The organism is Amycolatopsis sp. w19 (genome assembly GCF_051373225.1).
GTDB lineage: Bacteria > Actinomycetota > Actinomycetes > Mycobacteriales > Pseudonocardiaceae > Amycolatopsis > Amycolatopsis japonica.
Genome location: NZ_JBPQFM010000003.1, coordinates 281,919 through 306,739 on the forward strand (window position 1 = coordinate 281,919; position 24,821 = coordinate 306,739).

The 24,821-nt window shown below is 68.4% G+C and carries 25 protein-coding genes; 9 read left to right on the forward strand and 16 right to left on the reverse strand.

The window, feature by feature from the left end; all coding sequences use genetic code 11:
- Window positions 1-115: 115 nt before the first annotated feature.
- Complete coding sequence (locus ACSMFO_RS08945) at window positions 116-1,624, reverse strand: fatty acyl-CoA synthetase (protein ID WP_436457947.1); 1,509 nt, start codon at window positions 1,622-1,624, stop codon at window positions 116-118.
- A 52-nt stretch (window positions 1,625-1,676) separates the two neighbouring features.
- Here ACSMFO_RS08945 and ACSMFO_RS08950 point away from each other — a divergent pair, with 52 nt between their 5' ends.
- The 3 genes from ACSMFO_RS08950 to ACSMFO_RS08960 are packed head-to-tail and all read left to right on the forward strand — an operon-like array spanning window position 1,677 to window position 4,307.
- Window positions 1,677-2,582 (forward strand): aldose 1-epimerase family protein, encoded by a 906-nt coding sequence (locus tag ACSMFO_RS08950; protein ID WP_436457949.1) that lies wholly within the window; start codon window positions 1,677-1,679, stop codon window positions 2,580-2,582.
- 1 nt (window position 2,583) lies between these two features.
- Complete coding sequence (locus ACSMFO_RS08955; RefSeq protein ID WP_436457951.1) at window positions 2,584-3,066, forward strand: GNAT family N-acetyltransferase; 483 nt, start codon at window positions 2,584-2,586, stop codon at window positions 3,064-3,066.
- Between the two features lie 11 nt (window positions 3,067-3,077).
- Window positions 3,078-4,307 carry an amidohydrolase gene (locus tag ACSMFO_RS08960; protein ID WP_436457952.1) on the forward strand — a complete coding sequence of 410 codons (1,230 nt, stop codon included), beginning with the start codon at window positions 3,078-3,080 and terminating at the stop codon, window positions 4,305-4,307.
- Between the two features lie 317 nt (window positions 4,308-4,624).
- Here the strand turns inward: ACSMFO_RS08960 and ACSMFO_RS08965 are convergent, their stop codons facing one another.
- On the reverse strand, window positions 4,625-5,242 hold the full coding sequence (locus ACSMFO_RS08965; RefSeq protein ID WP_125733388.1) for a Uma2 family endonuclease: 618 nt from the start codon (window positions 5,240-5,242) through the stop codon (window positions 4,625-4,627).
- A gap of 74 nt (window positions 5,243-5,316) precedes the next feature.
- Window positions 5,317-6,462 (reverse strand): acyl-CoA dehydrogenase family protein, encoded by a 1,146-nt coding sequence (locus tag ACSMFO_RS08970; protein WP_038507978.1) that lies wholly within the window; start codon window positions 6,460-6,462, stop codon window positions 5,317-5,319.
- A 103-nt stretch (window positions 6,463-6,565) separates the two neighbouring features.
- Here ACSMFO_RS08970 and ACSMFO_RS08975 point away from each other — a divergent pair, with 103 nt between their 5' ends.
- The 4 genes from ACSMFO_RS08975 (at window position 6,566) to ACSMFO_RS08990 (ending at window position 11,181) form a co-directional block, all read left to right on the forward strand.
- Window positions 6,566-7,156 carry a TetR/AcrR family transcriptional regulator gene (locus ACSMFO_RS08975; protein WP_360133250.1) on the forward strand — a complete coding sequence of 197 codons (591 nt, stop codon included), beginning with the start codon at window positions 6,566-6,568 and terminating at the stop codon, window positions 7,154-7,156.
- Between the two features lie 98 nt (window positions 7,157-7,254).
- The gene (locus ACSMFO_RS08980; RefSeq protein WP_038507980.1) at window positions 7,255-8,196 is read left to right on the forward strand and encodes a carbohydrate kinase family protein; all 942 of its coding nucleotides are present in this window, start codon (window positions 7,255-7,257) and stop codon (window positions 8,194-8,196) included.
- Window positions 8,197-8,388: 192 nt separating this feature from the next.
- The gene (locus ACSMFO_RS08985) at window positions 8,389-9,705 is read left to right on the forward strand and encodes a citrate synthase (protein ID WP_051972324.1); all 1,317 of its coding nucleotides are present in this window, start codon (window positions 8,389-8,391) and stop codon (window positions 9,703-9,705) included.
- Between the two features lie 114 nt (window positions 9,706-9,819).
- On the forward strand, window positions 9,820-11,181 hold the full coding sequence (locus tag ACSMFO_RS08990; protein WP_436457954.1) for a cryptochrome/photolyase family protein: 1,362 nt from the start codon (window positions 9,820-9,822) through the stop codon (window positions 11,179-11,181).
- Here the strand turns inward: ACSMFO_RS08990 and ACSMFO_RS08995 are convergent.
- The 8 genes from ACSMFO_RS08995 to ACSMFO_RS09030 form a co-directional block, all read right to left on the reverse strand.
- Window positions 11,178-12,368, reverse strand: coding sequence for an ABC transporter permease (locus ACSMFO_RS08995; RefSeq protein WP_436457956.1), 1,191 nt, complete (start codon window positions 12,366-12,368; stop codon window positions 11,178-11,180). The genes ACSMFO_RS08990 and ACSMFO_RS08995 overlap by 4 nt on opposite strands.
- Window positions 12,365-13,291 (reverse strand): ABC transporter ATP-binding protein, encoded by a 927-nt coding sequence (locus ACSMFO_RS09000; protein ID WP_436457958.1) that lies wholly within the window; start codon window positions 13,289-13,291, stop codon window positions 12,365-12,367. The genes ACSMFO_RS08995 and ACSMFO_RS09000 overlap by 4 nt, the downstream gene beginning before the upstream one ends.
- Window positions 13,288-13,518, reverse strand: coding sequence for a hypothetical protein (locus tag ACSMFO_RS09005; RefSeq protein WP_038507987.1), 231 nt, complete (start codon window positions 13,516-13,518; stop codon window positions 13,288-13,290). Before ACSMFO_RS09005 ends, ACSMFO_RS09000 begins: the two co-directional genes overlap by 4 nt.
- Entirely contained in the window at window positions 13,515-13,970 is a 456-nt protein-coding gene (locus tag ACSMFO_RS09010; RefSeq protein ID WP_038507989.1) for a hypothetical protein, read from the reverse strand. Before ACSMFO_RS09010 ends, ACSMFO_RS09005 begins: the two co-directional genes overlap by 4 nt.
- Window positions 13,967-14,512 (reverse strand): hypothetical protein, encoded by a 546-nt coding sequence (locus ACSMFO_RS09015; RefSeq protein WP_436457960.1) that lies wholly within the window; start codon window positions 14,510-14,512, stop codon window positions 13,967-13,969. The genes ACSMFO_RS09010 and ACSMFO_RS09015 overlap by 4 nt, the downstream gene beginning before the upstream one ends.
- Window positions 14,509-14,778, reverse strand: coding sequence for a helix-turn-helix transcriptional regulator (locus tag ACSMFO_RS09020; protein WP_005155992.1), 270 nt, complete (start codon window positions 14,776-14,778; stop codon window positions 14,509-14,511). The genes ACSMFO_RS09015 and ACSMFO_RS09020 overlap by 4 nt, the downstream gene beginning before the upstream one ends.
- Before the next feature lie 83 nt (window positions 14,779-14,861).
- Window positions 14,862-16,403 carry a glycerol-3-phosphate dehydrogenase/oxidase gene (locus ACSMFO_RS09025; protein WP_436457962.1) on the reverse strand — a complete coding sequence of 514 codons (1,542 nt, stop codon included), beginning with the start codon at window positions 16,401-16,403 and terminating at the stop codon, window positions 14,862-14,864.
- A complete protein-coding gene (locus tag ACSMFO_RS09030; RefSeq protein ID WP_350582210.1) occupies window positions 16,400-16,963 on the reverse strand; it encodes a TetR/AcrR family transcriptional regulator in 564 nt (187 codons plus the stop codon). Before ACSMFO_RS09030 ends, ACSMFO_RS09025 begins: the two co-directional genes overlap by 4 nt.
- Window positions 16,964-17,060: 97 nt before the next feature.
- On the opposite strand from ACSMFO_RS09030, the gene ACSMFO_RS09035 reads away from it, so the two are divergent.
- Complete coding sequence (locus tag ACSMFO_RS09035) at window positions 17,061-18,680, forward strand: FAD-binding oxidoreductase (protein WP_436457964.1); 1,620 nt, start codon at window positions 17,061-17,063, stop codon at window positions 18,678-18,680.
- Here ACSMFO_RS09035 and ACSMFO_RS09040 read toward each other — a convergent pair.
- From ACSMFO_RS09040 to ACSMFO_RS09060, 5 genes are all read right to left on the reverse strand, one after another.
- Window positions 18,658-19,305, reverse strand: coding sequence for a gamma-glutamylcyclotransferase family protein (locus tag ACSMFO_RS09040; RefSeq protein ID WP_436457966.1), 648 nt, complete (start codon window positions 19,303-19,305; stop codon window positions 18,658-18,660). The two genes, ACSMFO_RS09035 and ACSMFO_RS09040, sit on opposite strands and share 23 nt — an antisense overlap.
- A complete protein-coding gene (locus ACSMFO_RS09045) occupies window positions 19,299-20,393 on the reverse strand; it encodes an S-(hydroxymethyl)mycothiol dehydrogenase (protein WP_394360857.1) in 1,095 nt (364 codons plus the stop codon). Before ACSMFO_RS09045 ends, ACSMFO_RS09040 begins: the two co-directional genes overlap by 7 nt.
- An 80-nt stretch (window positions 20,394-20,473) precedes the next feature.
- Window positions 20,474-21,739: a C39 family peptidase gene (locus ACSMFO_RS09050; RefSeq protein WP_400565215.1), complete on the reverse strand. Its 1,266-nt coding sequence runs from the start codon at window positions 21,737-21,739 to the stop codon at window positions 20,474-20,476.
- 74 nt (window positions 21,740-21,813) lie between these two features.
- Window positions 21,814-22,215, reverse strand: coding sequence for a PaaI family thioesterase (locus ACSMFO_RS09055; RefSeq protein WP_436457968.1), 402 nt, complete (start codon window positions 22,213-22,215; stop codon window positions 21,814-21,816).
- A 127-nt stretch (window positions 22,216-22,342) separates the two neighbouring features.
- Window positions 22,343-24,064: a TIGR03767 family metallophosphoesterase gene (locus tag ACSMFO_RS09060; RefSeq protein ID WP_436457970.1), complete on the reverse strand. Its 1,722-nt coding sequence runs from the start codon at window positions 24,062-24,064 to the stop codon at window positions 22,343-22,345.
- Between the two features lie 175 nt (window positions 24,065-24,239).
- Here ACSMFO_RS09060 and ACSMFO_RS09065 point away from each other — a divergent pair, with 175 nt between their 5' ends.
- Window positions 24,240-24,674, forward strand: a complete 435-nt coding sequence (locus ACSMFO_RS09065) for a hypothetical protein (RefSeq protein ID WP_016337460.1) — start codon at window positions 24,240-24,242, stop codon at window positions 24,672-24,674.
- Window positions 24,675-24,821 lie beyond the last annotated feature (147 nt).

Genomic DNA, 24,821 nt, shown 5'->3' on the forward strand with positions numbered 1-24,821 from the left:
AGACCCCTCATCTCACGCGACGAAGGGCGCCTTACCCGCGTCCCATGCGGTGAAAGTCCCCTTCAGCCACCCCGAGGCCAGAAACACTTAAGACACGAACTTCCGGCGCAGGACACTAGACGCCGATCGCCGACGCTGACCCGCCGAACTGTTGCCGCAGCTCGCGTTTGAGCAGCTTCCCGGACGCGTTCTTCGGCAGTTCGCCGACGAAATGCACCGACTTCGGCACCTTGTGCGCCGCCAGCGACTTCTTGGCGAACTCGATCAGTTCCGCTTCGTCGACGGGTTCCTTCACCACGACCACCGCGGCGATCGCCTCGATCCACCGTTCGTGCGGCAGGCCGACGACGGCGACCTCGGCGACGGCGGGATGCGCGTACAGCGCGTCTTCCACCTCGCGCGACGCGACGAGCACGCCGCCGGTGTTGACGACGTCCTTGATCCGGTCGACGACGAACAGATAGCCCTCTTCGTCCTGCCGCACCAGATCACCGGAATGGAACCAGCCGCCCGCGAACGCCTCCACCGACTCCTCGGGCTTGCCCCAGTAACCCGTGCACAGCTGCGGAGAACGGTAGACGACCTCGCCGAGTTCGCCCGGCGGGACGTCGTTCATCTCGGCGTCCACCACCCGCGTCTCGACGAAAAGGATCGGGCGGCCGACGGAATCCGGGCGTGCGTCGTGCTCTTCGGGCCGCAGGACCGTCGCGAGTGGACCGATCTCCGATTGCCCGAAGCAGTTGTAGAACCCGACTCCTCCCAGCCGGGCGCGGAGCGCGTTCAGCACCGGGACGGGCATGATCGACGCGCCGTAGTACGCCTTGGTGAGGCAGCTCAGATCCGCGTCCGCGAGGCCGGGATGGTTCGCGAGTCCCACCCAGACGGTCGGCGGGAAGAACAGGGAAGTGATGCCCTGGCGGGGAATCCGCGCCAGGATGTCACCGAGATCGGGCCCCTCGACGAGATGGTTCGTCGCACCGACGGCCAGCCCGGGCATGAGGAACACGTGCATCTGCGCCGAGTGGTACAGCGGCAACGCGTGCAGCGGCACGTCGCGGTCGCTCAGGTCGAGCGCGGCGATGCAGGACGAGTACTCGTGCACCAGCGCGCGATGGGTGAGCATCGCGCCCTTCGGCCGCGAGGTCGTCCCGGACGTGTAGAGCAGCTGGACGAGGTCGTCGTCCGAGACCCCGGATTCCTCGTGCGGCACGACGGCTTCGTCCAGCGCCCACTCCAGAACGTCCACTGTGGACACATGCTCGACGCCGACGTGCTCGGCCAGCGCGGGGTCGACGAAGGCGAGGGCGGGCTCGGACTGCGTGAGCAGGTACTCGAGTTCCTCGCCGCGGGCGTTGAAGTTCACCGGCACGTGCACCAGCCCGGCCCGGGCGCAACCGAGGTACAGCAACAGATACGCGTCGGAATTCTTGCCGAAGGCCGCGACCCGGTCACCGTGGACGAGCCCGCGATCGAGCAGCTTCGCCGCGACCCGGCCCGCCGCGCGGTCGAGTTCCGCGTACGTCCACACGCGATCGGCGAACGTGAGGGCGACCCGTCCCGGGACGCGGCGCGCGCTCCGTTCCAGGACGCGGCCGACGGTGCTGGGGTAGCCGGGAACGGTCATCGCGGCGGTCTCCTTCGTCCGGGCGTGGCGTTCTCACAGTAACCTCGTCGGCATGGCCAATCCCACCGGAGAGCAGTTCGAGATCACCCGCGGCAACGCGCGAGCCGTCATCACCGAGATCGGTGCCGGGTTGCGCGCGTTCGAGGTCGGCGGGGTGCCCTACGTCGAGGCGTTCGCCGAGGACGAGAAGCCGCCGAAGGGCGCCGGACAGGTACTGCTGCCCTGGCCGAACCGCACCAAGGGCGGCCAGTGGGTGCACCAGGGCGAGAAACAGCAGCTCCCGATCACCGAAGAGGCGCGCGGCAACGCGATCCATGGCCTGACCAGGCACGAAGAGTGGGAGCTCCTCGAACACGCGGAGTCGTCGATCACCCTGGCCATCGACGTCCCGGCGCAGGAAGGCTGGCCGGTGCCGCTGCGCGCGACGATCACCTACGAGATCTCGCCGCGCGAGCTGGTCGTCACGCACGAGATCCGCAACGAGGGCGAGAGTCCCATCGGTGTCGGGCTCGGCACGCACCCGTACTTCCGCATCGGCGACGTGCCCACCGACGAGCTGACCCTGACGCTGCCCGCGAGCCGGGTCCGGCCGTATCTCGGCGACGAGCAGATGCCGTACGCCGACGAGCAGGACGTCGAGGGGACCGAGTACGACTTCCGGTCCGGCAAGCTGCTCGAAGGTGTCGACCTGGACACGGCGTTCGGCGGGCTGGCCGTCGCCGAGGACGGCAACCACCATCACGTCCTCTCGCACGAGGACCGGGAGCTGCTGGTCTGGGCCGGGCCGGATTTCCGCTGGGCGCAGGTCTTCACCCCGGACGACCTGGTCGGCCGCGGCCGGGCGGTGGCGATCGAGCCGATGACCTGCCCCGCCGACGCGCTCAACACCGGCACCGACCTGATCGAGCTGGAGCCCGCGTCGTCGTGGACCGGGAGCTGGGGAATCCGGGTGCGCTGAGATGTCGCTGCTCCGCCTGGGCCCCGCCGACGCGGGCGAGGTACTCACGCTGCAGCGCGCGGCGTACGTCCCGGAGGCCATGGCGCACGAGAACATCGACCTCCCGCCGCTGACGGAGACCTTCGAGCAGACCAAAGCGGCCCTGGGGGATCCCGCGTGTTCCACCTGGGGCATCAGGGAATCCGGGCGGCTGGTGGCGAGCGTGCGGATCGTCGTGGACGGCGGCGCCGGTCTCGTCGGCAGGCTCATCGTCGCCCCGGACAGGCAGGGACACGGGCTCGGCAGCTCCTTGCTGCTCGCCGCCGAGGACGCTGCGCCGCCTTCGGTGACCGTGTTCCGCCTGTTCACCGGGGAGCGGAGTGCGGGGCCGCTGCGGATGTACCGGAAGCTCGGCTACGTCGAGACGCACCGCACGCCCGAGAAGCACTACGAACTGGTCCATTTCGAAAAGCCCCGCGTGCGGACCGGCGGCCCAGTTCGTTAGCGTGTCAAAGTATGTCTGACAAAGCACAGGTCAAGGCCATCGTCGGTGGTTACGTCGTCCCGGTCGACGGTGATCCCATCGACGGCGGCACGGTCCTCATCGAGAACGGGAAGATCGCCGCGGTCGGCACGGACGCCGACGTCGACATCCCCGACGACGCCGAACTGATCGACGCCGCGGGCAGCTGGGTGCTGCCCGGGTTCATCGACGTGCACGCCCACCTCGGCGTGCACGAAGACGGCGAAGGCTGGTCCGGGAACGACACCAACGAGATGACCGACCCCAACGGCGCGCGGTTCCGCGCGATCGACGGGATCGACCCGTACGAGCCCGGTTTCGACGACGCGCTCGCGGGCGGCGTCACCAGCGTCGTCATCAAACCCGGTTCGGGGAACCCCATCGGCGGGCAGACGATCGGCGTCAAGACCTGGGGCCGGACCGTGCTCGACATGATCTTCGCCGAGGGCGTGAGCGTGAAGAGCGCGCTCGGTGAGAACCCGAAGCGCGTGTACGGCGAGAAGAAGCAGACGCCGTCGACCAGGCTCGGCGTCGCGTCGACCATTCGCGACGCCTTCACCGCCGCGCGCAACTACGCCGCCCAGCGCGAGCACGCCGCCGGCGAGGGCAAGCCGTTCGACGTCGACCTCACCAAGGAGACGCTGGCCAAGGTCCTCGACGGGGAGCTGTACTGGGACCAGCACGTCCACCGCGCCGACGACATGGTCACCGCGATCCGGCTGGCCGACGAGTTCGGCTACAAACTGGTGATCAACCACGGCACCGAAGGGCACCTGATCGCGGACCTGCTCGCCGAACGGGACGTGCCGGTGATCCTCGGGCCGCTGTTCACCACCAAGTCCAAAGTGGAGCTGCGCAACCGCACCCTGCGCGCGCCCGGCATCCTCGCCAGGGCGGGCGTGAAGATCGCGATCACCACGGACCACCCGGTCGTGCCGATCAACTTCCTGGTGTACCAGGCGGCGCTGTCGGTGAAGGACGGGCTCGACCCGGAGACCGCGCTCAAGGCGCTGACCGTCAACCCGGCCGCGATGCTGGACCTCGACGACCAGGTCGGCTCGCTGAAGCCGGGCCTCGACGCCGACGTGGTCATCTGGTCGGGTGACCCGCTGGACGTGATGAACCGGGCGATGCGCGTGTTCGTGCGCGGTCGCGAGGTCTACCACTTCGATGAGGAGACCGGGGTCGGCGTCGCCGAAGACCGGCGTTACCGCGAGGCCTGACCGGTCGGCTCGTGAGTGATTCGGGTCGTTCTAGTGAGGGTGGGGCAAACGTGGCGTAGTCGGTGCAGGTGGTCGTGAGTGGCGTTTCGGGTTCTAACCCGAAACGCCACTCACGACCTATCCCTCAAGAAGTGCGCCACCTTCGCCCTGCTGGTCGATAGAACCAACCGCGTCTCAGCTACCTGCAGGCGGACGACTCGTGACGGGACCCGGCCGCGCTGATGTCGCGAAAGCCACGTTCGGGACATCAGACGTCCCGAAAGTGGCTTTCGCGACACGCCACCTTTGCCTTACCCCTCAATAACGACCCGAAACACTCACGACAGCAGTCGGCCGAGATCCAGCTTCACCGGAAACGGTTCGAGGGCCTTGAATTCGCCTGTCATGGCCGGAGAGTCCTGATAGCCGAGTTCGCCCGCCTGATGGCAGGCGACGACCGAGACCGGTTCGCTGAGGTCGACGATCCAGTAATGCGGGATCCCCGCGTCGGCGTACTCGCCGTGTTTGGTCACGTAGTCGGTGCGTTTCGAGCCAGGCGACACGATCTCGACCACCACGACGACGTCGTCCGCGTGGTACATCGTGTCTTCTTCGTCGATCCGTTCGCCCGCCTCGCGAAGGGCGATGATCAGATCCGGTCGCCTGGCGAAACCTGGCTCGCCTGGCGGCACCAACCCCAGATCGACGTCGATGTCCTGGACGAATTCGAGGTGATCGGGCAGCTGCGACTCCAGCTGCCTGGCCAAGGCGTACAGCGCTTTGTTGTGTCTCCTCTTGGGGCTCGGTGACATGACGAGGCGGCCTTCCACGAGCTCGGTGAATCCGGAATCGGGCTCACCGAGCGCCGCGTACTCCGCGACCGACAGCAGGTGATCCGGGATGGCCCACCCTGGCTCACCGTGCGACCCGGTCGTGGAATAGGGAACGGCTGTCACAGCGTCTCCTCACGTCATCCACAGTGTCTCACGGCCGAAAGGGTGACCATCGGTGATCGTATCAGCGCGGAGTGTCAGCCTTTCCGCAGTTCCCGCGCGATCACCATGCGCTGGATCTGGTTCGTGCCCTCGAAGATCTGTGGCACCTTCGCCTCCCGCATGTACCGCTCCACCGGGAAGTCCTTCGTGTAGCCGGCGCCGCCGAGGACCTGCACGGCGTCGGTGGTCACCTTCATCGCGCCGTCGGTCGCGACGAGTTTCGCGATGGACGCCTGCCGCTGGAACGGCAGCCCGCGGTCACGGCGGCGGGCCGCGTCGAGGTACATCGCGCGGGACGTCTCGACGGTCGCGGCCATGTCGGCCAGCAGGAACTCCAGGCCCTGGAACTCGATGATCGGCCGCCCGAACTGCGTGCGGCCCTTCGCGTACTCGAGCGCCTCGTCCAGCGCGGCCTGCGCGAGCCCGACGGCGCACGCGGCGATGCCCAGCCGTCCGGAGCTGAGCGACGACAGCGCGATCTTCAGCCCCTGGCCCTCTTCGCCGATCCGGCGTTCGGCGTCGACGGCGGCGTCTTCGAACATCAGCTGTGCCGTGGTCGAGCCGGTGAGGCCCATTTTCCGCTCGGGTGGCGCGGCCGAGAGGCCCGGCGTCGCCGCGTCGACGAGCAGGCAGCTGATGCCCTGCCCGCCCTCGTCGCTGGTGCGCACCATCGTCGTGTAGAAGTCGGCCTCACCCGCGTGGGTGATCCACGCCTTCGTGCCGTTCACGACGTACCGGCCGCCGTCGAGCCGCGCGCGCGTGGACAACGCGGCCGCGTCGGAGCCGGCGTGGGTCTCCGAGAGTGCGTACGCGCCCAGCAGGCCGCCTTCGAGCATCGAGGGCAGCCAGCGGTCACGCTGTTCGTCGGTGCCGTGGTGCGCCAGCGCGAAGCAGGACATCGTGTGCACGGAGAGCCCGACGCCCACCGACATCCACGCGGCGGCGATCTCCTCCAGAACCTGCAGGTAGACCTCGTACGGCAGCTCGCCGCCGCCCCACCGCTCCGCGTACGGCAGGCCGAGGAGCCCGGCCTGCCCGAGCAGCCGGAACTGCTCGCGCGGGAAGTGCGCGGTCTCTTCGTACTTGCTCGCGATCGGCGCGAGTTCCTCGCGCGCGATCTCCTTGGCCAGGTCGATCAGGTCCTGGGCCTCGGTGCTGGGCAGCAGACGGTCCGCCGGCATGGCTCCTCCGAGCTGAACGGTACTAAAAACAGTACTGTGGGCTGATTCAGCGTACAGTAGACGGCGCTGGGGGTACACCGTTCGCGTAGGGGATAGTGATCCGATGACCTCGCGCCGCCAGCCCACCGCGCGTCAGAGAGCACTGCTCTCGGAACTCGAAGCGCTCTTCCTCGCCGAGGGGTTCTCCCAGTTCACGCTGGACGACCTGGCCGCGAGGCTCCGCTGCTCGAAGTCGACCCTCTACGCGCTCGCCCCCAGCAAGGAGCAGCTCGCGGTGAAGGTCGTCACCCACTTTTTCAAGGGGGCCGCCGAGCTGCTGGAGGAGCGGATCGCCGGGATCGACGACGCCCGCAAGATCCTCGGCGAGTATCTCGCCGGGATCTCCGAATACCTGAATCGCGCCTCGGCCGCTTTCATGACCGACATCGCCGAATTCGCGCCGGCGCGGGACGCCTATCAGCTCAACAGCCGCGCCGCGGCAGGCCGGATCCGGTCGTTCATCGACCGAGGGGTCACCGACGGTGTTTTCCGTGAGGTGCACGCGCGGCTGATCGCGGAAATGGCGGGACTGATCATCGAGGGAATCCAGACCGGCGTGATCGGGCAGCGCACCGGGGTGACCGACGCCGAAGCGTTCACTGCGCTGTCGGAACTGCTTTTGAGTGGGATTGGGACGCGTCAGCGTCTCCTTTGAGGGTGGTGGCGGGGGCATGGATGGAGGGATAGCGACAAAAAATGTCCTGAACTGACAATTCTGGTGGTGGAACCACCGCCTCGGCTAGCATCGCGCCCGTGATCGTGGTGGGTGGAGAGGCGCTGGTCGACCTCGTTCCTGGTGAACCGTTGGATTCCACTGTGGACGGTGGGTTGCGCGCGCTGCTGCCCCGGATGGGGGGTGGTCCCTACAACGTCGCGCTCGCCGCCGGGCGGCTCGGCGTCCCGACGGGCTTCCTCTCGCGCGTCTCGAACGACCGTTTCGGGGTCGCGCTGGTGGACCGGCTGCACGCCTCCGGCGTCGACACCGCGTTGCTGCAGCGGGGAAACGAGCCGACGACGCTCGCCGTGGTCGCGCTCGACGAGAAGGGTTCCGCCCGGTACACCTTCTACACCGAGGGCACCGCGGACCGGCTCGTCGCCGACCCCGGCCCGCTCCCCGAAGATGTGACGGCGCTCTCCCTCGGCACCCTCGGCATGGTCCTGGAGCCGGGTGCGAGCACCTACGAAACGCTGTTGCGCCGCGAATCCGCGCGTGGCGTGCTGACCGTCCTCGATCCGAACATCCGTGCGGCGCTGATCGAGGATCCGGCGGCGTACCGGGCGCGGTTCGAGTCCTGGCTGCCGCATGTCCGCCTGCTCAAGATCTCCGACGACGACACGGAATGGCTCGCCGAAGGCGCCGACCCGGTCGACGCGGCAAAGGTCTGGACCTCTTGCGGAGTCGATGCCGTCGTGCTCACCCGCGGCGCGCAGGGGTTGTCCGTCATCACACGAGCGGGCGAAATCGCGCAGGTCCCGTCACGCCGGGTCGACGTCGTCGACACGATCGGCGCCGGTGACACCGTGCAAGGCGCCCTCCTGGCGTGGCTGTACTCGAACGGCGTGCGCGACGTGTCCACTCTCGACGCCGACGGCTGGCGCTCGGCGCTCGAATTCGCGGCGAAAGCGGCGTCGATCACCGTCTCGCGGAGCGGGGCGGAACCGCCGACGGCCGAAGATATGGCATCCGCCGTGTGAACCTGGTCCCAAAGGGGCTGTTGTGAGCAACTCACCCGCTGCGCGTTGACCCCATTCTCGACTAGCGTGGAGGGGAATTCATACCCCAGCGGGGCGGTGTGCAGCGAGGCCGTGGGTCACGCGCGTGAAAGAGGGCGTACCTGTGGAACCTACAGGCGCCGCCGGCCCGTGCTGAACGTGAGAGGGACTTACATGTCCGACGCGACGACGGCTGCGGGGCAGTCCGGCGAGACCGCGACGCTGCGCCTGCCCAACGGCGAGCACGAGTTCAAGGTGATCCACCCGGTGGAGGGTGCGCCTGGGATCGAGCTGGGGAAGCTGCTGGCGACGACCGGGTACATCACCCACGACCCGGGGTTCGTGAACACCGGCGCCGCGTCCTCGGCCATCACCTACATCGACGGTGACGCCGGCATCCTGCGCTACCGCGGGTACCCGATCGAGCAGCTGGCCGAGAAGTCGACCTTCATCGAGGTCTCGTACCTGCTCATCTACGGCGAGCTGCCCACCCAGACGCAGCTGTCGGAGTTCACCGAGAAGATCCAGCGCCACACCCTGCTGCACGAAGACCTGAAGGCCTTCTTCAGCGGCTTCCCGCGCGACGCGCACCCGATGCCGGTGCTGTCCAGCGCCGTATCCGCGCTGTCGACCTTCTACCAGGACTCGCTCAACCCGTTCGACGAACCGAACGTCGAGCTGTCCACCATCCGCCTGCTGGCCAAGGTCCCGACCCTGGCCGCGTACGCGTACAAGAAGTCCGTCGGCCAGCCGCTGCTGTACCCGGACAACTCGCTCGGCCTGGTCGAGAACTTCCTGCGGATGACCTTCGGCTTCCCGGCCGAGCCCTACGAGGTCGACCCGGACGTCGCCAAGGCGCTCGACCTGCTGTTCATCCTGCACGCCGACCACGAGCAGAACTGCTCCACCTCGACCGTGCGCCTCGTCGGCTCCTCCGAGGCGAACCTGTTCGCCTCGATCTCGGCCGGCATCAACGCGCTGTTCGGCCCGCTACACGGCGGCGCCAACAGCGCGGTCCTGGACATGCTCGAGGGCATCCAGGCCGAGGGCGGCGACGTCGCGAACTTCGTCCAGCGCGTGAAGAACAAGGAAAAGGGTGTCCGCCTGATGGGCTTCGGGCACCGGGTCTACAAGAACTACGACCCGCGCGCGAAGATCATCAAGAACACCGCGGACGAGATCCTCTCCAAGCTCAAGGGCGGCGACCAGCTGCTCGACATCGCGAAGAAGCTGGAAGAGACCGCGCTCTCGGACGACTACTTCATCGAGCGCAAGCTGTACCCGAACGTCGACTTCTACACCGGCCTGATCTACCGGGCGCTCGGCTTCCCGACGAAGTACTTCACCGTGCTGTTCGCGCTCGGCCGCCTGCCGGGCTGGATCGCGCACTGGCGCGAGATGATCCAGGACCCGGCCACCAAGATCGGCCGCCCGCGGCAGATCTACACTGGCTACGCGTCGCGGGACTACGCGCCCATCTCGGAGCGCTGATCCTCCCTCCCGCAAGTGCAATGAAAGGTCCTTTCCTCGCAAAATTTGCGAGGAAAGGACCTTTCATTGCATCCGGGACTGCGCTCACCGGCGGTACCGCTTAGGGTTGCCGGAGTGACCAGAGAAGCTCCCGTAGTGCTGTGGTTCCGCCGCGATCTCCGCCTCGGCGACCACGCCGCCCTGCTGGAGGCCTCGAAGCACAGCAAGCACGTCCTCGCGCTGTACGTCCTCGACGACGCGCTCCTCAAACCCTCCGGCGCCCCGCGCGTCGCGTTCCTGCACGGCTGCCTGAAGGCACTGGACGACCAGCTCGGCGGACGCCTGATGCTGGTCAAGGGCGATCCGGTCAAGGAGGTCGTCAAGGCCGCGCGCGAGGTCGGCGCCGCGACCGTGCACGTCAGCGCCGACACCGGCCCGTACGGCCGCCGCCGCGACGACGAGGTCGAGAAGGCGTTGGCGGAGCACGACATCGCCTGGGTCGAGACGGGTTCGTCGTACGCGATCACGCCCGGCCGCATCACGCTCCGCCGATCCAAAAGCGCCGACGGCGACCCCTATCGCGTCTTCACCCCGTTCTACCGTGCGTGGGTGCGTCACGGCTGGCCGCGCCCCGCCGACACCGGGAAGTCCATTGTGGACTGGGTGGAGCCGCCGCGCTCGGTCAAGCTTCCGAAATCCCCTTCGCTCAAAGGGATGGAGCTGCCCGAGCCCGGTGAGAAAGCGGCGCTGGAGCGCTGGCACGAGTTCCTGGACGACGGCCTAGAAACCTACGACGAGGATCGCGACCGTCCCGATCGTCCCGGTACGACAAGGCTTTCGCCGTATCTGCGCTGGGGTTGCGTCCACCCGCGCACCCTGCTGGCCGACCTCGCCGGGAACGAGGGCTCCGGCGCCAAGGCCTTGCGCGGCGAGTTCGCCTGGCGCGAGTTCCACGCCGACGTTCTGTGGCACCGCCCCGAAACCGCGCGGAAGAACTACGATTCCCGGTTCGACGCCATGGAATACGAGAGCGACGACGAAGCTTTCCAGCGGTGGTGCGAGGGACGCACCGGGTTCCCGATCGTCGATGCCGGGATGCGCCAGCTGCTCGCCGAGGGCTGGATGCACAACCGCGTCCGGATGATCGTGGCGAGCTTCCTGGTCAAGGATCTGCATCTGCCGTGGTGGCTCGGCGCGCGGCATTTCATGCGGCACCTGGTCGACGGCGATCTCGCGTCGAACCAGCTGAACTGGCAGTGGGTCGCGGGCAGCGGCACCGACGCCGCGCCGTACTTCCGGATCTTCAACCCGACGACGCAGGGGGAGAAGTTCGACCCCGCCGGTGACTACGTCCGCCGCTACGTCCCCGAACTCCGGTCCGTGCAGGGCAAGGCCGTGCACAAACCGGAGAACGTCAAGGACTACCCGGCACCGATGGTCGACCACGCGCACGAACGTCAGGTCGCGTTGGAGCGCTACGGCGCCATCAAAGGTTAGCCGCGAAGGGCTTCCGAAAGCTTGATCCGGCTGCCGACCCGCAGGACGCTGTTCTGGTAGATCCGCGCGCCCAGCCAAGTGAACAGGGCGATTGCGCCCATGGTCAGCCCCAGCGACGCCACGATCTCCCACACCTCGACGGTGCCCGCCGCGATCCGCGCGGGCATCAGCACCGGGGAAAGCAGCGGTACCAGGGAAAGCACCTTGGTGGCCGTGCCTTCCGGCGCCTGGGCCAGCAGGTTGAACCCGACGACGAAGCCGAGGATCAGCACGATGTTGACCGGCCCGATCACCGACTGCGTGTCCTCCTGGCGGGAGACCAGCGAACCCATGGCGCCGTAGACGGTGGCGTACAGCAGGAACCCGAGCAGGTACCACACGACACCCCACAGCAGGGCACTCGTCGCGACGCCGGACAGCGTCAGCACGTCGGTCGCCGAAGCGACGATGAACCCCGCGCCACCGATGATCACCAGCTGCGTCAGCCCGACCAGGCCGAGCCCGATCACCTTGCCCAGCAACAGATGCCACGGCCGCACCGTGGACAGCAGGATCTCGACCACCCGGCTGGACTTCTCTTCGACCACACCCTGCGCGACCAGCGTCCCGTAGGTCACGATGCTCATGTACAGCAGCACCGCCACGATCAGCCCGATGACCATCCGCTGCGATTTCTCGGGGTCCGGCGGTTTGATCGAGTCGACCTCGACCTGCGTCTGATGGACCGTGCGCATCACCTGCTCAGGGGATTCCTGGGCTTCGGAAAGGATGCCGTTCAACACTTCCTGCTGGGAAACGCCGTTCAGCAGCGCGCGCAGCTTGGTGTCCAATTCGGACTTGACGAGCACCTTCAGCTCGGTGGCGTTGCCGGACAGCAGCGCGTCGAGATCGCCGTTCTCGACCTGCGAGCGGCCCTGCGCCGGATCGGCGACGGTGACGGTCTCGATCTTCTCGCCGATCGCCTCGCCCGCGGTCTTGAGCTGCTGCGCGATCCCGGCGGTCTGGCCGGTGAGGCCGACCTCGCTCTTGTCCTCGTTGCCGATCAGCGTGGACTGCAGCAGGACATAGCCCATCAGCATGACCAGCAGGACGGCGGTGCCGATCACGAAGGACCTGGTGCGCAGCCGGGTGTTCAGCTCGCGTTTGGCGATGAGCCAGACCGCGCGCCATGAGGAAACGGTGTTCATGCGGAAACTCCCTGTGCCGCCGGCTTTTCGGCGACGGCGTCGCGGAAGAGCTCGGTCAGCGAACGCCTGCGTTTGGTGAATTCGGTGACCGGCCCCGTGGCCAGTGCCGCGGCGAGCACGGCCTGGTCGTCGGCACCCGTCTCGAGTTCGAGGATCGTCGTCGTGCCGTTCTGCTCGATCGTCCGGACGCCGGGGACGGCCGAAGCCCAGCCGGGTGCGGCGCCGGGGGCGGTGACGACGAGCCCGTTGCCCGCGCCGGCGGTCAGTTCCCCGACGGTGCCGGAGGCGACCATCCGTCCACTTCGGATGATGCCGACGCGGTCGCACAGCCGCTCGACCAGATCCAGCTGGTGGCTGGAGAACACCACCGGCACCCCGGTCGCGGCCTTCTCCCGCAGCACCCCGCTCATCACGTCCACGGCCAGCGGGTCGAGGCCGGAGAACGGTTCGTCCAGCACGAGGACCTTCGGATCGTGCACCAGCGCGGCGGCGAGCTGCACGCGCTGCTGGTTGCCGAGGCTCAGCTTCTGGACCTCGTCCTTGCGCCGTTCGGTCAGCCCGAGCCTGGCGATCCAGTTCTCGGCGCTGCGGTGGGCGTCGTTGGCCGACATCCCGTGCAGCTCGGCGAGATAGACCAGCTGCTCCAGCACCTTCATCTTCGGATACAGCCCGCGTTCTTCCGGCATGTACCCGATATGCGTGCGGGTCTCGTGGGTGATCGGGGCGCCGCCGAAGCGCACCTGGCCGGAGTCGGCCGCCAGCACCCCGAGCACGATCCGCATCGTGGTGGTCTTGCCCGCGCCGTTGCTGCCGACGAAGCCGAACAGCTCACCGGGCTGGACCTCGAAGCTCACCTCGTCCAGCGCCACCTTCGTGCCGTAGCGCTTGGAGACCTTGTCGATCTCCAGCTTCCCCTCGCTCATTTCCACTTCCCCTCTTCGAAATACCGCACCAGCGCCGCGAATCCCCGATGGACGCCGGAAATCGTGCGGTTCCGTTCGATCAGCCCGTCCAGCTTGACGTTGCTCACCACCGAGGTGGCCCGGTAGACCAGGACCGCCCTCCCCGCGCCGGCGAGGACCCCACCCGCCACCAGCACGACGGCGACCACGCCGATGGACATCTTGTGCCGCTTCTTGTCCCCGGTCATGCCGGAGCCACCCCCTCGAAGTCTTCGGGGTCGTCGTCCGGCAGCCGCCACGCGAGCCACAGCGCCGGTAGCGACGTCCCGAAGACGAACAACGCCGCTGTCATCGCGGACAACAGCGAACCGGAATCCGGTTGCCCCGCCGCGTAAAGCCCGTACCCGAGATCCACCAGCATCAGCACGCAGATCCCCTGGAACGCAGCGTAGTGCGCGCGGTTTCGCAGCAGCAGTTCGCGTTCGTCGAGATCCTTCGCCGCGGAGCCCGGTCTGCCGACTGCCTTGCGCAGCACCGTCGCCGCGCCGACACAGAGACACAGCCCCGGCCCCATCAGGCCCACGGCGAACCACAAGGTCGGCTCGCGCAGCAACGCGGCACCGGCGATCACGACCAGATGACCGATCACGGCCGCGACGGCGAGCCGCCGGCGATCCGAGCGCGTCCGGGTGGTGGTCATGCGGGGCTCACCCCTTCGAAGTCTTCGGGGTCGTCGTCCGGCAGCGACCAGCCCAGGATGACGGTGGACAGTGTGGTGCCGGTGACCAGCAACGCGCAGCCCATCATCGCGCCACGCCCACCGCCGTCCTCGGTGCCCGAGACGATCAGGCCGTAGATCACCGCGACCAGCATCAAGGCCACCAGGACCTGGTAGCTGACGTAGGTGACGCGGTGGCGCCATTCCCGCTCGCGTTCGTCGAGCCGCATCGAGAACCCGCCGCTCATCTTGCCGGTGAGGATCCGCAGCAGGTATTGCGCGCCGCCGGCGATGACGGCTCCGCCGAACCAGCACACCACGAACAGCGGCGGGGGCTGCGCGTGGAACAGGGCGGCACCGACGATCAGGATCAGGTCGCCGACGAGCACCAGCACACTCAACGCCCGCCGCCGTTTCCGCGTGCGCCAAGCCGGCAAGCGCAGCGCTCGCTTGCGTTCCACCTCGTCCAGCCGTTCCTGCTGACGCTCCCAGTACGCCGCGAGACGGCCTCGTTCCTCGCTCATGTTCCCCCCTCCCGGTAGACCTGAGTGGACAGCGGCGTGAACGGTTCGCGGCTGAACACGGCTTCGACCGGGAGGTCGAACACCGCGCAGATGCGGAACGCCAGGTCCAGGCTCGGGTAGTGGTCTCCCCGTTCGAGCGCGCCGATGGTCTGAGGATTGACCTCGACGGCCGTCGCGAGGGCGGCCCTGCTCAGTCCACGCTCGGCCCGGAGCACGGGAAGCCGGTTGTAGATCGGCAGCTCTTTGCCGCGTCTTACCGGGCTCATAGAACATACTGTTGCAAAAACCCAACGACTCGTCAAGCTGAGGTCATGACTCACCGCATCTAGAGGACTAAATGCGGGAGGGGTCAGGAGAGGCCGGCGAGCGACTTGTCGACAAGTTCTCGGACGTGGGCACGGGCGGCTTCGGCGTCGGGGGCGACCAGGCCGAGCCGGGTGCGGCGGTCCAGGACGTCCTCGACGTCGAGAGCGCCCTCGTGCCGCACGGCCCAGACGACCTCCGCCGCGCTGATGTCGGTCCCGTCGAACAGGGGCAGCCCCAGTTCCGGGTCGACCTCGCCGAGTGCCGCGACCCGCGGCGCCTCGGTGCCGTACTTCGCGACGAGCCGAGACGGAGCGTCCACAGTGGACAGACGATCGCGCGGGGTCGCGCCGAGCAACGGGAGCCGGGAAGTCGTCGACGGCCCGGCAAGGAGCCCGGACCGCTTCAGCGCGGCATCGACGGCGTCTTCGGCCATCTTCCGGTACGTCGTCAGCTTGCCGCCGACGACGGTGAGGACGCCGTCGGCTCCGGTCACCACCGCGTGCTTGCGGGAAAGATCCGCGCTGCGTCCGCCACCACCTTCGACCAGCGGCCGAAGACCGGCGAACGAGCCTGCGACGTCGGCGCGGGTCAACGGGCGGGTGAACGCCGTCGAGGCCACTTCGAGCAGGAAGTCCACATCGGACTCCGCCACCGTCGGCACGCGCGGCACCGGGCCGTCGACCGGTTCGTCGGTGACCCCGACGAACACGCGGCCGTCCGGTTGCGGCAGCAGGAAGACGAAGCGGTTGTTCTCGCCGGGGACGGGCACGTTGACCGACGTCGCGCCGATCCGCGCCGCTCCCGTGGCCAGGATGAGGTGCGAGCCGCGAGACGGCCGCAGCCGGACCGACTCCGCCAGCTCGCCCGCCCAGACACCTGTCGCGTTGATCACCTGCCGGGCGTGGATCTCGATCTCGTGCCCGGTGAGCCTGTCCCGCGCCACCACCGATTCCGCGTCGAGCCGGAGCGCCTCGACCCTCGTCAGGATCTTCGCGCCGCGTGCCGCGGCCGTGCGGGCGAGGCTCACCACCAGGCGCGCGTCGTCGGTCAGCGCGCCGTCGTAGGCCAGCAGCGCTCCGCGCAGGCCTTGCGGGGAAAGGCCGGGAGCGAGCGCCAGCGCCTCCGCGGCCGGGACCGACCTCGGCCGGGGCAGCACCGACGCCGGGGTCCCGGCCGCGCGGCGAAGGCCGTCACCGGCGACGAGACCGGTCATGATGAAGGCCTGCTGCCCGCGAGAGGTCTTGCGGTACATGGGGAACAGCTGCGGGAGTGCCCTGGTGAGATGCGGGGCGGTGCGGGTCATCAGGATTCCGCGTTCGACGGCGCTTTCGTGCGCCAGCGCCAGATCGCCCTTGGCGAGATACCGGAGCCCGCCGTGGACCAGTTTGCTGGACCAGCGCGACGTGCCGTACGCCAGGTCGTACGCCTCGATCAGGGCGACCGAAAGCCCGCGCGCGGCCGCGTCCAGCGCGATCCCGGTGCCGGTGACACCGCCGCCGACCACCACCAGATCGACCCGCTCGCCGCCGGCCAGCGCCGTGAGTTCCCGGTCGCGCCGTAGGGCGTTGAGCGAGCCCGGCGTCACGGGCGCAACGCCGCGTCGAGCACGTGGGCGAACTCGGTCATCAGCGCCTTCTCGTCCACGTCCGTGATGGCGGGACGGTACGAGAACGCGAACGACTGGATGAGCAGCAGCAGCGTGCGAGCCTGCGCGGCCAGGTCACCCTTGCGGATCGAGCCGTCCTCGTGGCCCGACTTCAGCAGGTGCAGGATCACGCCTTCGGCGAAGCGCTGGGTCTTCCCGAACCGCTCGACGATGTAGGGCAGGACCAGTTCCGAATCGAGGTCCAGCAGTGTGCGGAACAGCGGGTCGCCCGAAAGCGCGGCGACGGCGGCCGAAGAACTCTGGACGAGCTTCTCGCGGAAGTGGGCGGGCTCGACCTCGGGTTCCGCGGCGCCCTGCAGCAGGCCGCCGAACTCACGGGTCATGAGGGTCGCGAGCACACTGCGCACGTCCGGGAACCGGCGGTAGACGGTCATCCGGCTGACCTTGGCGGTCCGGGCGATCTCGGCGAGGGTGGTCCGCCGCACACCGACGGCGAGCACGCACTTCTTCGCGGCGTCGAGCAGAACGTCGTCGGACACACGTGTCGAGGCCTGGCGGGATCGGGTGTCCGCCAGCGCCGAAACGCCCGTTTCCGCAGGTGAGTGACGTTTTACGTCCATATGTAACACTGTAGTCGTGACCGAGCTTATTGACCACCGGTTAAGACGATCCTGGACGCCCGAGGCCGGTGACGCCGCCCACCTTCCGGCCAAGGCCCTGAGGTGGCTCGTCCAGCGTATCGGGCCGTTGGGCTCCGCCGCGCCCTTCGCGCCCGATTCGGCGCTGTCCGTGCCCGAACCGGTGCTGGACGAATTGCCCAAGCGAGACCTCGAGGAACTCGTCGGCGCCGGGCACGTCCTGACTGCGCCGGGGGAACGGCTCGCGCGGGCCAGTGGTCTGTCCTATCTGGACTTGATACGGCGACGGGGGTTCGGTGATTTTCCGGTGCCGGACGCCGTCGTCCTGCCGGAGAATCCCGCCGAAGTGCAGTCGGTACTGGAAATCTGCGCACGGCACGACGTCGGCGTCGTCCCGTTCGGCGGCGGGACGTCGGTGGTCGGCGGGGTCGCCGCACTGCGCGGGGACAAGGCCTCGGTGATCGCGCTCGACCTCACCCGGCTCGATGAACTGGTCTCCGTCGATCCCGTGTCCTGGATCGCGGTGCTGCAGGCGGGGGTCACCGGCCCGGAGGCCGACCGGCTGCTCGCCGCGCACGGTTTCACCCTCGGACACGTGCCGCAGTCCTACGAACGCGCCACCATCGGCGGATTCGCCGCGACCCGGTCCGCCGGACAGGCCTCGTCGGGCTACGGCCGGTTCGAGGACATGGTCAAGGGCGTCCGGCTCGCGACGCCGCGCGGGGAATGGAAACTCGGCGTCGCACCGGCTTCGGCCGCGGGTCCAGACCTGCGGCAGCTCGCCGTCGGCAGCGAAGGCGCGCTCGGCGTGATCACCGAGGTCGCCCTCCGCGTCCGGCCGGTGCCGGAAGTCCGCCGCTACGAGGGTTTCGTCCTCGACGGCTGGGAGAAGGGCACCGACGCGGTCCGTGAACTCGCTCAGCGACACGTGCTCGCGGACATCACTCGACTGTCCGATGTGGACGAAAGCGAGGTTTCGCTCGCACTCAACGACAGTGTGAAGACCAAGGCGCTGCGCCGGTATCTCAAGGCGCGGGGAGTGCACGCGCCGTGCCTGCTGATCGTCGGCTGGGAAGGCGCGTCGAAACGCGAGGTCGCCCGGCGTCGGCAGGAGACCACCGGCGTGCTGAAGGAGTTCGGCGCCGTCCGGATCGGGGCCGCGCTCGGCGAATCCTGGCGCCGCGGCCGGTTCTCCGGACCTCGGCAGCGGGATGCCTTGATGGACAACGGTGTCTGCGTCGAAACCTTGGAAACCGCCGCGTACTGGGCGGAACTGAGTGACCTGCGGGACGCCGTCCGCGCCGCGCTCACCGCGACGCTCGGCAACGCCATCATCATGTGCCACGTCTCGCACGCCTACGAAACGGGCGCGTCGCTGTACTTCACCGTGCTCACGCCGCGCGACGAAGCCGACCCGATCGCCCAATGGCAGCGGGCGAAGGCGGCCGCGTCGGAGGCGATCACCGGCATCGGCACGATCTCGCATCACCACGCCGTCGGCGTCGACCACGCGCGTTATCTGGCGGCGGAGATCGGCGAGATCGGCGTCGAAGTGTTGCGAGCGGCGAAGAAGGCCGTCGATCCGAGCGGGATCCTCAATCCCGGGAAGCTCGTGTGATCAGCGTCCCGGCCTCGACCAGCGTGCAGTCCAGACCGTGCGTTTCGGCGGGGATCCCGTCCAGCGCGGCGGCCCGGCGCTGTTCGAGGTCGGCGACGCGGATATGCCTGCCGTCCACCAGGATCGGCAGGCGGATGTCCGCGGCGCCGACGTAGGCCACCACGTCGTCCAGCACGGTTCCGTCGTCGAGCGTGATGGCCGGGGCGGTCAGCCGCACCAGGTTGTAGCGCATGCCGTTGCCCTCGCATTTGTCGAGCACGGCCAGCTGTTCGGGCGTCGCGAACCACACGGCGTGCTCCTCGACGACGCCCGGCGCGGCGGCCAGCGTCGCGGGGCGCTGCCCGTCACGGAACCGCAGCCCGGACGCCCAGACCGCGGCGAGGTCGGCGCAGCGCGCGTGGCAGACGACGACCGGGCCCTCCAGGCCCATGTTCTCCCGCAGCCAGGTGATCTTGGACGGGCACGCGTTCGAGCCGTAGGCGAGCACGGCCTGGCGTTCGCGCCAACCTTCCGGCGCGGTGTCGAGACTGTGCCCGGCACCGTCGAAGTGGACGAACGAATGCCCCGGCCGCGCTCCCGGATACGGATCGGCCGGGAAATCGGCGTCGGTGAAGAGTTTCACCACGTCACCACGCTGCGAAGGACGTCTCCGTCGTGCATGCGCCCGAAGGCCTGCTCGACGCCGTCGAGGGCGATCCGCTCGGTGACGAACTTGTCGAGCGGGAGCCTGCCCTGGAGGTAGAGGTCGATCAGCATCGGGAAATCGCGTGAGGGCAGGCAATCGCCGTACCACGACGATTTGAGCGAGCCGCCGCGCGAGAAGAAGTCGATCAGCGGCAGATCCAGCCGCATGTCCGGGGTCGGGACGCCGACGAGCACAACCGTGCCCGCCAGATCGCGCCCGTAGAAAGCCTGCCGCCACGTTTCGGGCCTGCCGACCGCGTCGATCACGACGTCCGCGCCGAACGAATCGGTGAACTCCCGGATCGCCTCGACGACCTGGTCTTCGCTCAGTCCCTTGCTGTTCAGCGTGTGCGTGGCGCCGAAGTCCTTGGCCCAGGCGAGTTTCCGGTCGTCGGTGTCGACGGCGACGATGGTCTTCGCACCCGCCAGGTTCGCCCCGGCGATCGCGGCGTCACCGACGCCGCCGCAGCCGATGACCGCGACGGAATCGCCGCGGCTCACCGCGCCGGTGTTCAACGCGGCGCCGAGGCCTGCCATCACCCCGCAGCCGAGCAGCCCGGCGACGGCGGGCTCGGCGGCGGGGTCGACCTTCGTGCATTGTCCACTGTGGACGAGCGTCTTTTCGAGGAACGCCCCGACGCCGAGCGCGGGCGACAGGGCGGTGCCGTCGGCCAGTGTCATCGGCTGGGCGGCGTTGAACGTGGAGAAGCAGTACCAGGGCCTGCCCCGGCGGCAGGCGCGGCAGGTGCCGCAGACCGCGCGCCAGTTCAGGATCACGTAATCGCCGGGTTCGAGATCCGTCACGCCGTCGCCGACGGCCTCCACGAACCCCGCGGCCTCGTGGCCGAGCAGGAACGGGAACTCGTCGTTGATCCCGCCCTCGCGGTAGTGCAGGTCGGTATGGCAGACGCCGCACGCCTTGACCGAGACGACGGCCTCGCCGGGCCCGGGATCGGGCACCGTCACGGGCTCCAGCGAGACCGGCTCACCCTTGGCGCGGGAAACGACGCCCTGGACCTCGTACGGCATGCCCACCTCCGAGTAGTCGACTTCGTAGCCTGCCACGGAAGCAGCCCACGTCGCGACATCCGCTCGGGTGGGGAACCGATTCAGTGTCCCGGCGTGATGATGTACGCGACGCCGCCCGGACCACTGGAAACGCCGCCATTCGTGTTGTACCGCTTGGTGCGCTGCCAAATCGTTTCGAACTGGTGTCGTTTGTAGACATTTCGGACCCGGTCGTTGCTGCTCGCGGCCGGGTCGTTCGCGATCACGTCACCGTCCTTGGTGAAGCCGACGACGACCATGATGTGCCCGGCGGTGCCGTAGCCCGCGCCGTCGAGTTCCTCGGCCTTGAACGACTGCGACGTGATCACCGGGATGCCGCGCGCGATGTACTTCTCGAGTTCGTTCAAGGAGTGCAAACGGGTGATGTGCCCACGCAGTCCGAGTGAAGCGGCGTACGCGGTGTTGAACGGCCAGTTGCCGGTTCCGTCGTAGGCGTAGTCGAACGTGTAGCGGGCGGCGTACGCGACGGTCGGATCGACGTAACCCTCCGGGATCCACTTCATGTCTTCGGGCTTGGGCCGTTTGCCCCAGTACTCGGCGACCATTTCGGTGGACGTCGGGCTGCACCAGTTCTCGCCGCCACCGCCGTACTCCGGGAACTGTCCTTTGTGGAGGTTCTGCGCGTAGGCGGGCACCTTGAGCTCGATCCCGGTGGCGCGGCCCGGCTTGGTCGCCTGGACCTCGAAGCGGTCCGGGACCAGCGACGTCATCGCGCCGACCGACGTCACCGACGGGGTGGCGCGGGAGCCGGCCTCCCGGTACAGGCTGACCCGCAGCTGGTACGAGCGGAGCGCGACACCCGCCTTCATGACCAGCGTGTCGACGTCGACCGCGGCGTTGGCGTCGCTCTGGCCGTCGACGCTGGTGCGTTTGATGTCGGCGTCCCCGCTGGCCCAGCGGCCCATGACATACCAGGAGGTCTCGGCGCCCGACGCGGTGCGGCCTTTCGCCTCCACCTTGACCCAGGTCTTGGCCGGCGTCTTCGCGTTCCACGAAGCGACCAGCTGGGAGGCGTCGAAGCCCTGCGTGTGGCTCCGCGACGTCCATTGGCCGTATTCGTAGGTCTTCGTGGTGCCGAGCACGGGTTCGGTGTGCTCGATCGTGCCGATCGGGCGGTCGATGCGCAGGGCGCCGTGGTCGAGGCCGAGCCCTTCGAGCCTGCCGTCGCGGAAACCGGCGTGACCGGACCATTCGTGGTAGTCGATCGACTCGTCGTCCGGACGGCCGGGACCCGCTTCCGCCGTCTGTGCCGTCACCGCGGTCATCGTCGCGATCGTCAGCAGCGTGACCAGCCCTCGTCTGCGCATCCCGGCTCCATCCCTCGATTCCACCCAGTAGGGAAGGGATTTTCGCCGGTCGCGCGAGGTATGTAAACAGTTGTCTACAAGACGGCCTGCGTCTGTGTCACTTTCGCGACCAGCTTGCCCTCGTCGTCGCGGATTTCGGTTTCCACCACGATGAGCTTGCGGCCCGCGTGCAGCGGCTTCGCGGTGGCCGTGGCGTGGCCGGACCGGACCGCGCGCAGGAAGTTCGTCTTCGACTCGACGGTGGTCGTGCCTTGGGCGCCCTCGGGCAGGTTGAGGAACGCGCAGACCGCGCCCGTGGCATCGGCGAGCGTCATCAGCGTGCCGCCGTGCAGTACGCCGCCGAGCGTGCAGAGCGTTTCGTCCCAGGCGATCCGGGCGCGCACGGCCGCGGGGGAATGCTCCAGTACCTCGATGCCGAGCCGCTCGGTGAGCGGCATGGTCCGGTGGAAGAGCGCGGTGCCTTCTGCGTCGATCATGGTGCCGAGCGTGCCCGGCACCGCGCCCCGTGTCGATTACCCCCGAGGTAACCCCCCGGCATTTCGTCCTCTGAATGCGATCCTTGCGCGTGCAACTACCGCATTCAGAGGACGAAACGCGCGGGAGTCAGGCGAGCGGGTGGGGCAGCAGGAGTTCCGTGTTCTGGTCTTGAGTGGTGCCGACCGCGCCCAGTGAGGCGTGGATGTCGTTGTACGAGAACTCCCGGTACAGCGACGCAAGCGCTTGCGTCGAGGTGTCCGAGTACGACGCCTCGTACGGCGCTTCCGCCTCGATCAGGGTCGTGAACAGCGACAACGTGCCGTCGGCGTTGTCGGCGACCTCGATGATCCGCGCGTGCTGCGGGAAGTCGATGTGCGAGGCGGTGTTGATCTCCCAGAAGCCCTGCTTCGCGGTCTTGCCGGCGTGCGGGGTGATCTTGTTGTGGTGCGTGTGCCCGTTGACCCACGCCAGCACGTTCGGGAACCGGTGCAGCAGCGAGACGAACGTGTCGCCGTTGAGCCGCAGCTCCAGCGGATGCCGCGCGTCCGGCAGCACGTTGCCCATGGTGCCGCTGGTGTGGTGGCTGAACAGGATGAACAGCTCGTCCGTCACGTTCTGCGTGACCTTGCGCCCGAAGAAGTCGTAGTACGTCGAGCTGTTGCGCTTGAGCGTGTTCTCCACCCAGGTGAACTGCCCGAGCCCGATCGACCCGTCGGCCAGCCCGGCCATCGTCGTGGTGTCGAGGCTGATGCCGGTGATCCCCGGCGCGATGCGGAAGGTGTAGTACACGTTCCGCCCGTCGGCGTTGTTCCCGCTGAACCCATGACCCACCGGGCCGGGGCCGGTGTTGGCGGAGTCGAGGTGGTGCTGGACGAACTCCGCGGTGCTGAACGGCCGCCGTCGCTCGTCCGGGGTGATCTCGCGGATCGTGCCGGAACCGCCGAACAGCTCCGTGATCGGCACGCCCGAGCCGGATCCGATCGCCTTCGCGAGCTTCCGCGACGTCGTCTCGTCCTTGCCGATCACCTTGAAGCGGCCGGTGTACCAGGCGTCCATCCCCGGCAGATCCGGCACCGTGCCGACGATGCTGTCGTCGTGGTTGCCGAAGGTGCAGAACCACGGGACGTCGAGACCGGGCGAGGTGAAGGTATTCGACGCCGCGCCGAGCAGGCCGGGCAGCTGCGGGAAACCCTTCTTCGTGTACGCGTCGTCCAGCGCCTTGCCCGGGTTCCAGTAGTGCGAAGACCCGGACGTCTGGACGCCTTCGTGCACGTTCGGGTCGCCCGAGGTCGGGTTCACCGTGCCGCCGTTGAGCACCTTGAGGAACCATTCGAGTTCGATCAGCTCGTGGTTGTCGGTGTTGTCTCCGGTGGTGACCATGAAGTCGATCGCCCGCCCGGTGAACGGGCCGGTCTTCAGGCTGTTCACCCGCTCCACGAGCGCCGTCGTCGCTACCGGGCCGAGCGTCTCCTGCGGCCGGTGCGCCGAACCGACGAACGGGTGCAGGTATTCGAACCGCGCGGGGCTTTCGGCGTCGGTGAAGTGCAGGTCGGTGAACTGCGCGAAGGACGCCATCGCGCGGCGCCGGTCGTCGCGGCCGGACTTCGGCGCGGCGAGATCGCCGCGGACCACGAGGGGCCAGCCGGGACCCGCGGTCAGCCGCGTGTAGGCGGGACCGCCGGCCAGCGGGGCCGCCGCGGCTTCCAGTGTGGTGCCCGCGGTGCGGACCGCGCGGGACGCGGTGCGCGCGAGCGCTCGGTCGAGCGCGTTGGCGGTCGGTGTGCACAGCAGCAGGCCGACGCCGGCGGCGCCCGCCGCGGTGAAGGTGCGCCTGGAGATGACGGACATGGCGGTGCCCCCAGTCGTCGCGGGTGGGTGTCGCGGAAGGACGATGCCGGACGACGTTAGCCGTGGGGTGAACGCCAGAAAAGGGTAATGCGAAAATTTGTCACGTTCGGCCGAATACGCAAGCAGCCAAGCGGGCTGGTTACGCTGGCCGCTCGACGAGCGAGGAGGTGGCCCGGTGGGTGCTTCGGCTTGGTCCGTCCGCGGCCGGTTCGACGGCGACCCGGAAGCGGCGCTGGACGCGATGAAGGCGCGCGTCTTCGAGGAGGGCGACTACCTCTGGGAAGAGGACGAACTCGGCCGCCCGGACTCGATCGACGAGCTGTACGAGGTGGAGAGCGTCCAGGAGTCCGGGACCCATTCCGTGCTCGACGTCCACGAGTTCATCAGCGCCACGGGTGAGGACGACTTCGGCACGATCCGGCCCCTGACCGACGCCGAACTCGTCGCCGCGTTCGGCACGGAGGAGCCGTCCGTGGCGGACTTCGACGAACTCGACAAGGCCGGTCGGCTGCCGTACGAGCGGCGGCCTCGGTGGAGCGCGAACTGCGCGTTGCTGTACGAGAACGACGTCGCCGTCGAACTGGCGATTTGGGGTGTGTCCGGCGACTAGGGTCGGGGGGCGCGTCTGTCGTGACCGGACCGGTCACGCGCGACTGTGTGGATTTCGGGTCCTCGCGACCACCGGGTTGGGCACCTGAAGTACATGAAGGCCCCCTTCATTGCGTCTAGCGCAAGGAAGGGGGCCTTCATGTACTTG